This is a genomic window from Caulobacter sp. NIBR2454, assembly GCF_027474405.1.
Taxonomy (GTDB): Bacteria; Pseudomonadota; Alphaproteobacteria; order Caulobacterales; family Caulobacteraceae; genus Caulobacter.
This window is the reverse complement of the sequence record NZ_CP114871.1, coordinates 2326344-2340063: the sequence shown is the minus strand read 5'-3', so window position 1 is coordinate 2340063 and position 13720 is coordinate 2326344. Positions and strand designations below refer to the sequence as shown.

Here is a 13720-nt window from a genome sequence, read left to right as displayed (position 1 = left end):
GCCTCTGCGGAACGTGAGTGACGACTCTTGGTTGGAGCCGGAATGCGAGTGCTTTACGTCGATGACGATCCCGATCTGCGGGAGTTGGTGGCCATCTCGCTGGCGCGTGATCCGGGACTGGATGTTCGTATAGCCGACAGCGGACAGGCGGCTCTGGCGCTGCTGGAGCCGGGCGATTGGACGCCGGATCTTTTCCTGCTGGACGTGATGATGCCGGTCATGGACGGTCCGACCCTGATCGGGAAGCTGCGCGAGAAGCCGGCCTATACCGCCATCCCCTTCGCCTTCTTCACCGCCCGCGTCATGAACGAGGAACGGCAGGCGCTGCTGGCGACGGGGGCCGCCGGGCTGATCCAGAAGCCGTTCGATCCGATCGCTTTGGCCGATCAGGTGCGCGCCCTGGCGCCGGCATGAACGCGGCCGCCAAGATCGAGGAAGCCCGTCTGGCGGCCCTCCTGCGTTATGACGTGCTCGACACGCCAGCGGAGGCCGCTTTCGACGATATCACCGATCTGGTGGCTCAACTCTTCGAGGTGCCCATCGCGGTCGTCACGTTGCTGGACGAGACGCGTCAATGGTTCAAGTCGTGCATCGGGCTGGACGACAGCGAGACGGCGCGCGATGTCGCCTTCTGCGACCACACAATTCGCAGCGATGATGTGCTGGTCGTCCTGGACGCTACCCAGGACCCCCGATTTCGGGACAACCCCTTTGTAGTGGGCGATGCACACATCCGCTTCTATGCGGGCGCGCCGCTGATCACCAAGGAGGGCTATCGCCTGGGCGCCCTTTGCGCCATCGACACCGAGCCGAGGCAGGCCTTCGACGACAAGTCGCGCAAGGCGTTGCAGCGGATGGCGACGATGGTCGTCCACGCCCTGGATCAGCGCGCGGAGTTGATGCTGCGCCGACGGGCCGCGCAGGAGCTGGCCACCAAGGAGCACACGCTTGAGCTGGCCGAAAAGATGGCCCGGCTGGGTCACTGGCGGTTCGACTTCTCCACCCAGCGGTCGGTCTGGTCGTCCGAGGCCTATTCCATCCACGGCGTTCACCCGTCGCAGTACGATCCCAATGTCACCATGCCCGGCGTGCTGTACGCGCCCGAGGATCAACCGCGCCTGGCGGCGGCGTTCACGCGCGGCCTAGTGACGAAGGAGCCCTTCGAGTTCGAGGGTGAAGTGGTCCGGCCGGATGGAGTCCGTCGCCGTGTCATCACCCGAGGCGCGCCGGAGTTCGACGAGAACGGCGAGATTGTCGCCCTGATCGGCGTGATTCAGGATGTCACCGAAAGTCGCGCCATGACCGAGGCGCTGAGGGCCAGCGAAGCCCGTTATCGTCTGGTGGCCGAGAACGCCAACGACCTGATCCTGGTCTATGACGTCCATGGAACGATCACGTTCGCCGCGCCGTCCAGCGCCCAGATCCTTGGCTACGAGCCCGAGGAGATGGTCGGGCGGACCACGCAATCCTTCCTGCATCCGGACGATGTGGCGCCGACCCTGTTGCACTATCAGAGCCTTCTCAAGCCGGGGGGTGAAGAGCTGCGACCCCGTGTCACCATGCGGGCGCGGCGCAAGGACGGCCGGGAAATCTGGTTGGAAGCGGCGCCCTATGTCGTCCGTGACGAGAACGGACGGGTGCTGCGTTTCCACGACTCCGCCCGCGATGTGACGGTGCGAAAACGCTACGAAGCCGAACTGCAGGAGGCGCGCGCCCAGGCCGAATATGCGGCCGGCGTAAAGTCCGACTTCCTGGCGAATATGAGCCATGAGTTACGTACGCCGCTAACCAGCATCATCGGCTTTTCGCGCCTGCTGGAATTCGCGCCGGAGCTCAGCTCAAGCAGCAAGAGCGCGGTGGATCGCATCGCCGCCGCCAGCCGGGCCTTGAACACCCTGGTCAACGACGTGCTGGACCTGGCCAAGCTGGAGGGCGGCAAGGTCGAGCTGGACCCCCAGCAGTTCGAGGTCGATCCGTTCCTGACCGAGACGGTCGAGCTGCTTCGTCCCCAAATCTCCGCCAAGGGGCTGGAGCTGCGGCTGGAGATCGAGCCGTCAAAGATCGGCGTGCTGTATGGCGACACCAGCCGACTGCGGCAGGTGTTGCTGAACATGCTGTCCAATGCGGTCAAGTTCACGGAGACGGGCGGCGTCGTCGTCCGCTCGCGGGTCAAGCCGCTGAATGGTCCGTTCGCCTGCTGGGAACTGGAGGTGGAGGATACCGGCATCGGCATCCGTCCAGAGGAGCTGGCGCGGCTGTTCGACCGCTTCGTGCAGGCCGACGCCTCGGTCACGCGCCGGTTTGGCGGGACGGGATTGGGTCTGGCGATCAGCCGGCAGCTCATCGACCTGATGGGCGGCAGCATCGAGGTGGACAGCGAGCCGGGGCGGGGGTCGCGCTTCATGATCAATGTCCGCCTGCCGATCCATGTGGAGGCGGGTGAGGCCGTGCCGACGGCGCATCGCCTGAAGATCCTGGTGGCCGAAGATGGCGCGGCGAACCGGGCGGTGATAGCGCGACTGCTGGAGGCCATGGGCCACGACTTCGACATGGTCGCGGACGGCGCCTCGGCGATCGAGGCCGCCAGAAGCGAGCGCTACGACGTCATATTGATGGACGTTGCGATGCCGGATGTGGATGGCCTGACGGCGACGCGGGAAATCCTGCATACGCCAGGGGCATCCAGCGGGGCGCCGATCGTGCCCATGAGTTCGTGCGTCGGCGCGGAGGATCGGGCCGAGTACGCGGCGGCAGGCATGATGGGGTTGATCCCCAAGCCGATCACGCTCGGCGCCCTGGCGGATGTGCTGGCGGTCGTGCCGCACGGCGACTTCTAGGCCAGCGGCTGCACCCCCGCGGCGAGCGCCAGCTGGACCACGCTGGATAATCCGCGAACCTCAAGCTTCTCCATGAGCGTCGCGCGATAGGCCTCTACCGTCCGAGGGCTGAGATCCAGACGATGGGCGATCAGCTTGTTGGGCAGGCCGGCGATCATGCCCTGGACAACCTCATATTCGCGCTTGGACAGCCGACCGACCTTTTCCTGCGCGGCGGCGGCCCCGCCGCCGTCGGCAGGCAGGGCGGCCAGGCTCTCGGCGACGGAGGCCAGCAGGGTCTCGGGCTTGTAGGGTTTGGAGACGAAGTCGGCTGCGCCCAGCTTCATGGCCTGAACCGCCAGATCGATATGACCTCTGCCCGTCAGCATGATGATGGGCAGGGTGAAATCCGACGACTTCAGCTGGCGCAGAACATCGAGGCCGCTGAGCTGGGGCATATGCATGTCGAGGACGACGCACGCCGGGGTGGCGGTGGGCCGGGCGTCCATGAAAGCGCGCCCTGACTCATACAGTGCGACGTCGTAGCCCTTGGCCTGAAGCAAGACCGAAAGCGTCTCACGCGTGATCTCGTCGTCATCGACGACATGAATGGTCGCGCTGGCGGCCATCAAACATCCCCATACTGAGTGCGCTGCGGCGCCAACCCATAATTGAACAAGCCGGTGGTGCAGCCAAGAGGCGGGCGAACCTTACGGTACAAATACGACCTGTAGTTCTACCGGGATGATAGCGGCATTCGATTTTCATAGAACGCCTTCATCGACACGGTGAATGCGCCGCTCGTCGAAAACTTGGAACAAAGCACCCCGGTTTTCCCCATGCCCGCACACTTCTAAGCGCAGGCCCCGCCGCTCAGGCTGGCCGCCAGCCTAACCCTCGATAACCCCCGCCAGACCTACCGCCACTCGCCCTTGTTGGGCGGGACGGGGGAACTCGCGCCTGATTTCCGGACATGTTTGATGACCGTCGACCCCGCCCGCCGCCTGACCTGGATCGCCGCCGCCCTATTCTGCGCCGCCGTCTGGACGGCGATTCTGGGATTTGGCGCCCAGGCCATCGCCGCAGAGCCGGTCAGCATGGGCCTGCTGAACAGGGTCAACACACAGGTCAACCACGACATCCGTCCGATGAGCGACGAAGCCCAATACGGCGGTGACCGCTGGGTCTCTGAACCGGTCAGCGGCCGGGGCGATTGCGACGATTACGCCATGACTAAGATGACCCGCCTGGCCGCCGCCGGCGTGTCCGCCGACGCGATGGCGATCGCCTTGGTCTACACAGAGACCGGCGAGTATCACGCCGTCCTGTCGGTGAAGACGAACAAGGGTGAGATAATTCTGGACAATCGCATGGGCTGGCCGACCCCTCGCGCCGCCATGGAGCGGTTCGGCTATCGCTGGGCCGCTCAACAAAAGGTCGCTTCCGTTGATTGGAACGCCCTTTTTTCGGGCGCCGGCTCGACGCGCTAGCGAATGATGAAGGCGGCATGACGGGAGTATGAGGATCGCTTGAATGCCTGCGTCTTGGGATTCAGGGCGTGCGAGGGGCGCGCCCTGATGAGGGGATGCGGTACATGCGATCTAAAGCGTTCAAATGGGTCATGTTCGGCGCCAGCGCCTATGGCGCGCTGCTAGCGGGCGCCGCCCAGGCACAAGATGCTTCTTCAGGGGGAGAAGCCGCCGCGGTTGAAGAGGTCATCGTCACTGGCTCGCGCATCGCGCGGCAGGACTATGTGGCCAACAGCCCAATCGTTTCGGTCGGCCAGCAGGCTATCGAAGCCACCGGCCAAGTGACGGTGGAGAAGGCTCTGTCCCAAATGCCGCAGTTCAGCGGCTCCTTCGGCCAGGGCAATACCGGCAGCACCAGCACCGGCCTCAATGGCGGTCAATCCTACGCCAGCCTTCGCGGTCTGGGCGCTAAGCGCACCCTGATCCTACTGGATGGCCGCCGCCTGCAACCGTCCAACCCCGACGGTTCGGTGGACCTGAACATCATCCCCGAAGCGCTGATCGAAAACGTCGAGGTGATCACTGGCGGCGCGTCGACCGCCTATGGTTCCGACGCCACCGCGGGCGTGGTCAACTTCCGCCTGCGCCGCAACTTCGACGGCCTGATGGTCGATAGCCAGTACGGCATTTCGGAAAAGGGCGACGGCGAGCAATTCAAGATCTCGATCACCGGCGGCTCGACATTCGCCGATGACAAGGGACGGGCGGTGCTGTCCTTTGACTACACCAACCGCGACCGCGCCCTGCAAAGCGCGCGTGACTACTATATTTTCCGCACCTCCGCGCCCGGCCTTTCAACCATCCCTCAGGGGACGGTCCTGTTCGGCGCCAACCTGCCGACCTTGGCCTCGGTGAACTCGGTCTTCGTGGGGCGTTACGGCACCCAAGCCCTGACGGGCAACGCCGCGGGCCGTTATACGGGCCAGATCGGCTTCAACACCGACCAGACTATCTTTTCCACCGCCGGCGTTCCGGTACTGAACTTCCGCGACCCGCAGACGGACGAAGCCTACATCGTCAACTCCAACGCCGCGGGCACCAGCCAGCAGATCAACTTCGGCTACGCCGGCGGTTCGCTGCAGTCGGATCTCGACCGCTATTCGGTGTTCGGCAAGGTCGACTATGACCTGAGCGACAACCTGCGGGTCTTCTCGCAGTTCACCTTCACCGACTACGTCTCGGTCGGCGTCACCAACCCGACCCTGGCGTCCAACGTCTATGGCCTGACGGTACCGGTGAGCAATCCGTACATCCCGGCGGACTTCCGTTCGATCCTGGCGTCGCGCCCGACGCCGGGCGCCGACTTCACCTACTACAAGGCCTTCAGCATCCTGGGCCCGCGCATCCAGAAGTACAGCTATGACGTCTTCCAGCTGATCAACGGCATCGATGGCGACGTCGGATTCAAGGATTGGACCTGGAACGCCTACGCTTCCTACAGCAAGGCCAAGTTCGACAATGAACAGCGAGGCGGCGCCAGCGCCAGTGCGGTCGCCCGCCTGCTGTATAGCCCCACGGGTGGGACAGAGCTTTGCGCGGGCGGGTTCAACCCGTTCGGCAACCTCACGCCGTCAGCGGAGTGCATCAACTACATCTCGCGCCGGACCCTCAACCAGAACAGCCTCGAACAGAGGATGGTGGAAATGAACCTGCAGGGCGCGGCTTTCGCCCTGCCGGCCGGCGAGATCCGCTTCGCCATCGGCGCGGATTACCGTTCCAACGAGTACACCTTCACCCCCGACAGCCAGTTGAACATGCCGGGCGGGACGAGCGACGTGCTCGGCTACAGCGTTCTGCGCGACGCTGGCGGGTCGGTGGACACCTATGAAGCCTACGGCGAACTGCTGGTCCCGATCCTGAAGGACCTGCCGTTTATCGAGGAGTTCAACCTGGATCTGGGCTACCGCTTTTCGGACTACAGCTCGGTCGGGTCGGTTCACACCTACAAGGCCGACTTTGACTGGAAGGTGTTTGACGCGGTGCGTCTGCGCGGTGGCTACAACCGCGCCATCCGCGCGCCCAGCGTCGGCGAACTGTACGCCCCCGTCTCGACCGGCAGCGTCGGCATCGGTACGGCGTCGGCCACGACGGTCAACGGCGATCCTTGCGACGTGCGTTCCTCCTATCGCAACGGCCCGGACGCGGCGCGGGTGATCGCTCTCTGCCAGGCGCAGGGCGTTCCGACTTCGATCATGAGCAGCTACCAACTCGGCACCGCCCAGGTGTTCGCCCTTACGGGCGGCAACCCGAACCTGGAGGAGGAGACGGCCGACACCTATTCGTTCGGCGCCGTGCTCCGTTCGCCTTGGGACACGCCGCTGCTGAGCCGCCTGACCGCGTCGATCGACTGGTACGACATCAAGGTCAAGGACGCGGTGGGCAGCCTGTCGATCGCCAACGCCTTCCAGTACTGCTTTAACTCGGGCGGCAACAATCCGAGCTTCGATCCGAGCAACTACTACTGCTCGCTGATCACCCGGAACCCGGCCAGCGGCGTGCCGCTGAACCCGGTGCAACCCCTGCTGAACCTGGGTCAGTTCCAGACCACGGGCGTCGACCTGCAGGTCGACTGGACCGCGGACCTGGTCGACATGGGCCTGGGCGAGATCGGTACGATTTCGGTGAACGTGGCGCTGGGCTACCTCGACAGCTTCAAGATCCAACAGCTGCCGGGCGCGCCGACCTACGACTATGCCGGCAGCCACGGCCAGGCCGTGGAAACCAGCGCTGGCCTTGCTCACCCCGAGTGGAAGTCCGTCACCAGCGTCAATTACAGCTGGGGCCCGGCCAGTCTGGGTCTGCGCTGGAGGCACATCGACGAGATGATCAACTCCGCCAAGATCGTCACGCCCGCCAGCACCTCGCGCGGGGTTAAGGCCTATGACGCCTTCGACCTGAACGGTCGGGTCAAGCTGCCCTATGAAGTCGATCTGCGCTTTGGCGTGAACAACCTGTTCGACAAGGCGCCGCCCCAGGTGGGCGACACCGAAGGCAACTACGATCCCCAGAACTACGACGTGATGGGTCGTTCCTACTATCTGGGGGTGCGCAAGCGCTTCTAGGACGCTGCGCCACCCCGCAGCGTAAAGGCGCCGGTTCGCGAGGCCGGCGCCTTTTTCTATGCCCGAAGTTCAAGGAGCCTGAACCTCAAATAGAAAGGGCGCCGGAGCTTTCGCTCCGACGCCCTTTTGTCGTTGCGTGATCGCCCTATCAGCGGCTGGCGGCGGCCGCCGGCCCGTAGAGCATGCCGTTGAACAGGAACTTGAAGGTCCCCGCAGACTGCGCCCGCTGGGTCACTTCAGGGCCCATGACGAACACCTTCCCCTTGCCCATGTCGATGTCGAGGATGGCGCTCGTGCCCTGCAGCTTCTCCTGGCCGACAGCCCAGCCGCTGCGAAGCGGCTTGGGAGTGTCGAACCACGAGACCTTGGCCACGCCCGTGGCCGAGGCCTTGAGATTGAACGTGGGGCTGCGGTCGAAGAACACGTCCACTTCCGACGGCGCGCCGTAGGCGAGGGGCTGGGTGTTATCGACCTTGGCGCGGAGCACCGAGCCTGGGATGTACAGCTCCTTGTTCGTGAGGGCCTTGAACGCGTCGCCTTCCTTCTTGGCCAAGGCCGGCTCAACGGGCGCGCCGAGCGCTTCGGCCAGATAGCCGGCGCTGCCGACCGTGATGACCGTACCGCCGCCGCGAACGAATTCCGCCACCTGGGGTACGGTCTTGCCTTCGCTGACCGTACCGAGCCACGCATGATACTCGGCCGGAATATCCTCGGGCTTGGGCTGCGGCCCGGTGCGAGCGGCGCGGTAGGGGCCGCCTTGCGGCGTCGGGACCGAGCCGTCGGTGAACACTAGGACATCGAAGTCCTTGGCGATGTCGCCAGCGTCGAGACGCTGCGGATAGACCACCTCGAACGGCGCTTCGAACTGCTCGAACAGCCAACGGGTCCAGCCCGAGGGCATCAGACCGCCGTAGCGATCGACCAGGCCGACGCGGATCGGCTTCAGGGCCACGGCGCTTCCCTTGGGCGCGGCGCCGACGGCGTAGGCATCGATGCCCAGATCCTTGACGCCGGCGGAGACGATAGCCTGAGCCTGGGGCGAGGCGGGGATCCACACCGCGCCGGTCCCGAGCGACTTGCCGCCGGCCTTGGACTCTTCCTTCACCCAGGATACCGGCACCCCCGCTTTGAGCAGGCGGTTAGTCAGGATGAAGCTGTTGTTGGACTGGTGGCTGACCAGCCAGCCGGCCTTGCCCGACCCCTTGATCGAACCCGGCGCGACCGTGATCACGTCGGGGACGCGCTCGAACGGTCCGTCGAAGCCGTCGAGCACGCGGTCGAATTTCACGCCCATCTGGTAGGCGAGGGTATAGCCGGTGACGTCATAGGGCGCCTTGGGCGGGCCGCCCGGATACTCGGTGTCGTGCGGGTGGTCCTGCGGCTCGAACATGTCGAGCACGTGCGGGCGATAGGCCTGGGCGGTCTTCACCACATAGGAGCCGGCCGGATAGGTCTTGCCCGCCACGGTGAAGGCCTTGGTCGCCTTTTCCACATCCACGCCGGTCTTGATCAGGGCGTTGAGGAAAGCGATCGCGGTGGGCAGGTCGGCCTGGTCGGCGGGAATGATGTAGCCGCGCGGGTCGCGGCTTTCCGGCGTCTGGATCACCGTCTTGTAGAGGTCCGGGTCAATAGCGCCGCGGGCCCAGGGGTCGTTCGTCTTGTTCTCGGATTTCTTGCCGGCCTCGGCCAGTTCCTCGACCTTGGTCGGGGTGATCGTCCAGCTGTCCTGCGAGCCCTTGGCGATGGAGTTGGCGCCCATCTTCCAGATGTTGAACAGCAGGCGCTCGCGGTTGCGTGAGGCGTAGTCGAGAACGGCGCGGTTCAGGCTGTACTGGTATTCGACGGTCTGCTTGAGATGCCACATCTCCGGCGGGGCCGGCATGGGACGGTCGTTGCTGGGCAACTGCACCTCGGGGACCAGGCGAAGGGGTTCAGGCGTCGGTCCGCCCTTGATCTCGGTCAGCAGGCCGATGGTGTTGTGGAAGTAGGACACCGACCGGACCATGCCGTTGTGCCAGGTCGAATAGGGGGCCGCCGAGCGGGCGCCCGAGCCCGGCTTGTCCTCGACCACCAGGCGGCTGTGCATGGCCATGCCCAACTCCTGCAGGGTGGTCATGACCAGCGGGTCGTAGTTGAAGTTGAACGGGTCGCGGAACGGCGGGACGAACACCACCATTCCGTTCGGCGCGGTCTGGTGCTGGTTGTAGACGATCTGCGGGTACCATTCGCGGAACAGCACGCGATTGATGTTGGTCGTCTCGGCCATGGCCGACATGTAGCTGTCGCGATTGTTATCGTGGCCGACGTACTTCTGGTACAGGCGCGGGATGGAGTTGAACTCGCGCTTCTTCTCGTCGGCGTTGCGCATATACCAGTCCGAGACCAGCTCCATGCCGTCCGGATTGTCGTGCGCGAAAAGGATGATCACGTCGTCCAGCAGACGCAGGGTCTCGGGGTCGTTCTGGGTGAGCATCCGGTAGAGGACCTGGATCTGACCTTGAGAGGTGACGGTCTCGGTGGCGTGCAGGCCAGCGTCGATCCAGACCACCGCCTTGCCCTCGGCGGACAGCTTCTTGGCCTCATCGGCGTTGACGCCCTCGGCCTTGGCCAGGCGTTTGGCGATATTGCGATAGTGATCGAGCTTGGCGAGGTTGGCGGGAGACGACACGACGGCCGTCCACATGGTGCGGCCTTCCTCGGTCTTGCCGATGTCGATCAGCTTCATGCGGTCCGACTGCCCCGCCAGCGTCTTTAGATAAGCCTCGTATGCGGTGTAGTCGGCGAGGAAGTAGTCGCTGCCGGGCTCCTGGGCGAACGCCTTGGCGGGCGGGGTGATCTCGGCCGCATGGGCGGCGCCGCCCATGATCATGACCAGGGCCAAGGCCGCACCGGTCATCGCTCGTTGTCGCGTCATAAAGTGTTCCCCATCCCCTGCGAACGGCGGCGCCACAACGGCTTGCCACCCTAGGAGTTAGACGCACTCTGACAGGGAATCCACACGGGGAAAGCGGGCGTCGTCCTGTCCAGAACGACGCCCCCGGGTAAGCTATTCGCCGCCGCCAGCCTTGCGGTAGTCGAGGGGCGGTTTGCGATCGCCCACCATGGCCTTGTAGGTGAAGCCCTCGCCTTGGCGTTGCTTCAGTTCGGCCTTGGCCTGGGTGATCAGTTCGGGGTTGCTGAACAGCTGGGCGCCGGTGATCGACAGGGTCTTGGCGGCAAGCGCCGCGCCCTTCAGGCCGATGCTCATTCCGCCGGCGGCCACGTTCTGCCAGGAATGGCCGGCCGAACCGGGAACAAAGGTGGCGGTGGACAGGCCAACCGTGGGGGTCACCCAGCTGATGTCCGCCACATCGGTGGAGCCGCCGGCCAGGGCGTCGCCGTCAGCCACGGAGGCGTATGGCTGAATCTTGGCCACCGACGACAGGTCGCCGCCGCCGCCCGGAAGGGTCTTGGCCAGGGTCTGGGCGAATTTGGTTTCTTCCGGCGTCCAGGTGATCCCGCCGACGCTGACCAGGCTGTCGTTCATCACGCGGCCCAGCACGTCGTTGGGCAACAGGTTGTAGACGCCGCCGGTCTGCTCGACCTCGAAGGTGGTGTTGGTGGCGATGGCCGCGCCTTCGGCCGCTTTGGTCACCTTGCCCCAGACATCGACTACGACCTTCGGATCGACATTGCGGACATAATAATAGACCTCCGCGAAATCGGGCACGACGTTCGGGGCCTTGCCGCCATTGGTCACCACATAGTGGATCCGCGTACGATCGGGGATGTGTTCGCGCAGATAGTTGGTGGCGACGTTCATGATCTCGACGCCATCGAGCGCCGAGCGGCCGGCCCAGGGCGCGCCGGCGGCGTGCGAAGACTGGCCGCGGAAGCGGAACTTGCCGCTGATGTTGGCCAGCGAGCTGCCCTGCTGGGCGGAGTTGGCGTTGCCGGGGTGCCAATGCAGAGTCACATCGACATCGTCGAACAGACCGTCGCGGACCATGTAGACCTTGCCTGACCCGCCTTCTTCCGCAGGGGTGCCGTAGAGGCGGATTTCGCCTTGCACCTTGTTGGCGATCATCCACTGCTTGAGGGCGACGGCGCCGGCCACCGAAGCGGCGCCGAACAGGTTGTGGCCGCAGCCGTGGCCATTGTCCTGGCCGGGTTGAGGCTGTTTGGTCGGGACGGCCGCTTGGGACAAGCCGGGCAGGGCGTCGAACTCGGCCAGTATGGCGATCACCGGGCCTGAGCCGTTCTTGAAGCTTGCGATGAAGCCGGTGGGCTCGCCCGCCACGCCGGCCTTGATGGTGAAGCCGGCGGCCTTCAGCTCGCTCTGCAGCAGGGCGGTGCTCTTGACCTCCTGGTAGCCGAGTTCGGCGTAGCCCCAGATCTTCAGGGCCGTGTCATTCATCTTGGGCGTGTAGGCGTCGACTGCGGCGGTAAGCTGGCTCCGGTCGGCGGCGGTGATGGGCGCGGCGAGGGCGGACGTCGAAAACAGGGCGACAGTCGTAAGCGCGCCGATCGCAAGCGCTTTGAAATTGGTCATAATGAAATCCCTCCCGATGGCCGGCGTACAACCTGGCCTACGTCAAAGCTAGACGCATCGAAGACCGAAAGCCTCAGCGTCGGGAAGGAGAAACCAGGTCAATTTGAGAGGGACTGGTGTGCCGCACCTGAGCGACGCCATATGCTTCCAGCGTGGCGACAAAGCCGGCGGTGTCGCCCGTCTTGAAACGTCCGCTGAGCGGCGTGGCCGCCAGATTCTGATCGGCGATCCGAATCTTGCGCGTGGAATAACGGTTCATCTCCGCGACGATGGTGTTGAGCGGCTGATCGTCGAAGATCACGTCGCCACTGCGCCATGCGCTGACGCGCTCAACATCGGCGCGAGTTACGGCCCATTCCCTGGAGCCTTGCTGCACAAGCTGGGCCCCGGGCAGCATGTCGATGGTGTCGGGGGAGGTCAGCGACGCGACCCGCACCTTGCCCTCCAGCAGGGCCACCGACCAGCGGTCCGGATCCAGGCGGACGTTGAAGGCGGTGCCCAGGGCGGTGACGGTCCGGCCGCCAGCGGTCACCACGAACGGATGGGCGGGGTCCTTGGCCACCTCGAAGAAGGCCTCGCCTTTGACCAGGGTCAGGGCCCGGCGCTCGCCCCAGTCGGTCACGCGTAGCTGAGTGTCGGTGCTCAGAGTGGCGCGAGAGCCGTCGGCCAGAGTGACGATCTGACGCTCACCCACCCCGGTGCTGTAGACAGCCACATCGCGTACCGCGACCACCGTGGGCGTCGGTCCGGTGGCGGTCAGGCCGGCGAACAGGGCCACGCCGCCCGCCATGACGATGGCCGCGACGGCCGCGGCCCAACGGACCGGAGCGGAACTGCGCCGAAGATCCGAGCGCAGGGCGCGACGCGCACGCAGCACTTCCGGTTCGTCGCGCAGCAGGCCGAAGGTATCCCAGGAGCGGCTTACCCGAGCCCAGTCGGCCTGATGGGCGGGGCTGGCGTTCAGCCAGTTCTCGAAACTGCGGCGCAGGGCGTCGTCCCGGGGATCACGTTGCAACAGAACGAACCAACCCGCGGCGTCCGGTTCACCGGGCGTTCCAGGATTGGGTCGGTTGTCGTTCATCGGATTCCTGCAGGCGGCTCGTGACGATCCGCAGAGCCTTGGTGACGTGTTTTTCTACCGCGCTCACGGATATCCCAAGTTGAGCAGCGGTGGCTTTGTAACTCAAGCTTTCGAAACGTACGAGCATGAAAGCGGCCCGTGTCCTGGACGGCATGCTGGCGAGGGCGGCCAAAGCGACGGACGCCTGCTCCTTAGCCTGTAGGACGCGATCAGGCGACAGATCATCCACCGGGTGGTGAATTGGCTCCAGCTCGCAGTGCGCCTTGCGGTGGCGCACCGTGTCCCGGCGACGACGATCATGCAGGACGTTGGTGGCCGTCTGGAAGATGAAGCTGTTGAGGTTGGAGACTATCTCGCCGCCTCGGCGGCTGTGCAGCCGCAGCAGGACTTCCTGCACCAGGTCGTCGACGTCATGCGGCGCGACACGACGCCGGAAAAAAGCGCGCAAGGCATGCTGATAGTTCAACGACGCCTGGGCTAGGCCAGGCTGCTCAACGCCATCTTGAAAGGCCAGTTTGGCCAACGCCATTCGCGTGCCCCCTGGAACGCTATCGTGTCGTATTAACGACATGGTCAGGGTTTGCGCCCCCACGGTCAACCAGCTTTGGATGCGACGTGGCGACGGCGTCGCCGCTGCTGGATTTTCGGGCAGCGACAGGTCAGTGTTCCAAGGCGATGGGGGAGTAGAGTGCGTGCGAAGG

Annotated in this window: 9 protein-coding genes; 4 read left to right on the top strand and 5 right to left on the bottom strand. The window is 64.9% G+C overall.

Going from position 1 to position 13720, the window contains the following annotated elements:
• The first annotated feature begins 42 nt into the window (after positions 1-42).
• Together O5K31_RS11530 and O5K31_RS11525 are read left to right on the top strand one after the other, a co-directional pair.
• Positions 43-414 carry a response regulator gene (locus O5K31_RS11530; RefSeq protein ID WP_269713741.1) on the top strand — a complete coding sequence of 124 codons (372 nt, stop codon included), beginning with the start codon at positions 43-45 and terminating at the stop codon, positions 412-414.
• Complete coding sequence (locus O5K31_RS11525; protein WP_269713740.1) at positions 411-2837, top strand: PAS domain S-box protein; 2427 nt, start codon at positions 411-413, stop codon at positions 2835-2837. Before O5K31_RS11530 ends, O5K31_RS11525 begins: the two co-directional genes overlap by 4 nt.
• Here the strand turns inward: O5K31_RS11525 and O5K31_RS11520 are convergent.
• A complete protein-coding gene (locus O5K31_RS11520; RefSeq protein WP_269713739.1) occupies positions 2834-3445 on the bottom strand; it encodes a response regulator transcription factor in 612 nt (203 codons plus the stop codon). The genes O5K31_RS11525 and O5K31_RS11520 overlap by 4 nt on opposite strands.
• Positions 3446-3796: 351 nt before the next feature.
• Here O5K31_RS11520 and O5K31_RS11515 point away from each other — a divergent pair, with 351 nt between their 5' ends.
• Both O5K31_RS11515 and O5K31_RS11510 read left to right on the top strand, forming a co-directional pair.
• On the top strand, positions 3797-4306 hold the full coding sequence (locus tag O5K31_RS11515) for a transglutaminase-like cysteine peptidase (RefSeq protein ID WP_269713738.1): 510 nt from the start codon (positions 3797-3799) through the stop codon (positions 4304-4306).
• Between the two features lie 104 nt (positions 4307-4410).
• On the top strand, positions 4411-7407 hold the full coding sequence (locus tag O5K31_RS11510; RefSeq protein WP_269713737.1) for a TonB-dependent receptor domain-containing protein: 2997 nt from the start codon (positions 4411-4413) through the stop codon (positions 7405-7407).
• A gap of 148 nt (positions 7408-7555) precedes the next feature.
• Here the strand turns inward: O5K31_RS11510 and O5K31_RS11505 are convergent, their stop codons facing one another.
• From O5K31_RS11505 to O5K31_RS11490, 4 genes are all read right to left on the bottom strand, one after another.
• A complete protein-coding gene (locus tag O5K31_RS11505; RefSeq protein WP_269713736.1) occupies positions 7556-10321 on the bottom strand; it encodes a M14 family metallopeptidase in 2766 nt (921 codons plus the stop codon).
• A 132-nt stretch (positions 10322-10453) separates the two neighbouring features.
• Positions 10454-11938 (bottom strand): amidohydrolase, encoded by a 1485-nt coding sequence (locus O5K31_RS11500; RefSeq protein WP_269713735.1) that lies wholly within the window; start codon positions 11936-11938, stop codon positions 10454-10456.
• Positions 11939-12011: 73 nt separating this feature from the next.
• Positions 12012-13019: a FecR family protein gene (locus O5K31_RS11495; RefSeq protein WP_269713734.1), complete on the bottom strand. Its 1008-nt coding sequence runs from the start codon at positions 13017-13019 to the stop codon at positions 12012-12014.
• Entirely contained in the window at positions 12982-13548 is a 567-nt protein-coding gene (locus O5K31_RS11490; protein WP_269713733.1) for an RNA polymerase sigma factor, read from the bottom strand. The genes O5K31_RS11495 and O5K31_RS11490 overlap by 38 nt, the downstream gene beginning before the upstream one ends.
• Positions 13549-13720: the final 172 nt, after the last annotated feature.

Excerpts from the sequence above, each read along its gene's own strand:
- O5K31_RS11530 (WP_269713741.1), top strand. The coding sequence starts at position 43 with ATGCGAGTGCTTTACGTCGATGACGATCCCGATCTGCGGGAGTTGGTG.
- O5K31_RS11525 (WP_269713740.1), top strand. The coding sequence starts at position 411 with ATGAACGCGGCCGCCAAGATCGAGGAAGCCCGTCTGGCGGCCCTCCTG.
- O5K31_RS11520 (WP_269713739.1), bottom strand. The coding sequence starts at position 3,445 with ATGGCCGCCAGCGCGACCATTCATGTCGTCGATGACGACGAGATCACG.
- O5K31_RS11515 (WP_269713738.1), top strand. The coding sequence starts at position 3,797 with ATGACCGTCGACCCCGCCCGCCGCCTGACCTGGATCGCCGCCGCCCTA.
- O5K31_RS11510 (WP_269713737.1), top strand. The coding sequence starts at position 4,411 with ATGCGATCTAAAGCGTTCAAATGGGTCATGTTCGGCGCCAGCGCCTAT.
- O5K31_RS11505 (WP_269713736.1), bottom strand. The coding sequence starts at position 10,321 with ATGACGCGACAACGAGCGATGACCGGTGCGGCCTTGGCCCTGGTCATG.
- O5K31_RS11500 (WP_269713735.1), bottom strand. The coding sequence starts at position 11,938 with ATGACCAATTTCAAAGCGCTTGCGATCGGCGCGCTTACGACTGTCGCC.
- O5K31_RS11495 (WP_269713734.1), bottom strand. The coding sequence starts at position 13,019 with ATGAACGACAACCGACCCAATCCTGGAACGCCCGGTGAACCGGACGCC.
- O5K31_RS11490 (WP_269713733.1), bottom strand. The coding sequence starts at position 13,548 with ATGGCGTTGGCCAAACTGGCCTTTCAAGATGGCGTTGAGCAGCCTGGC.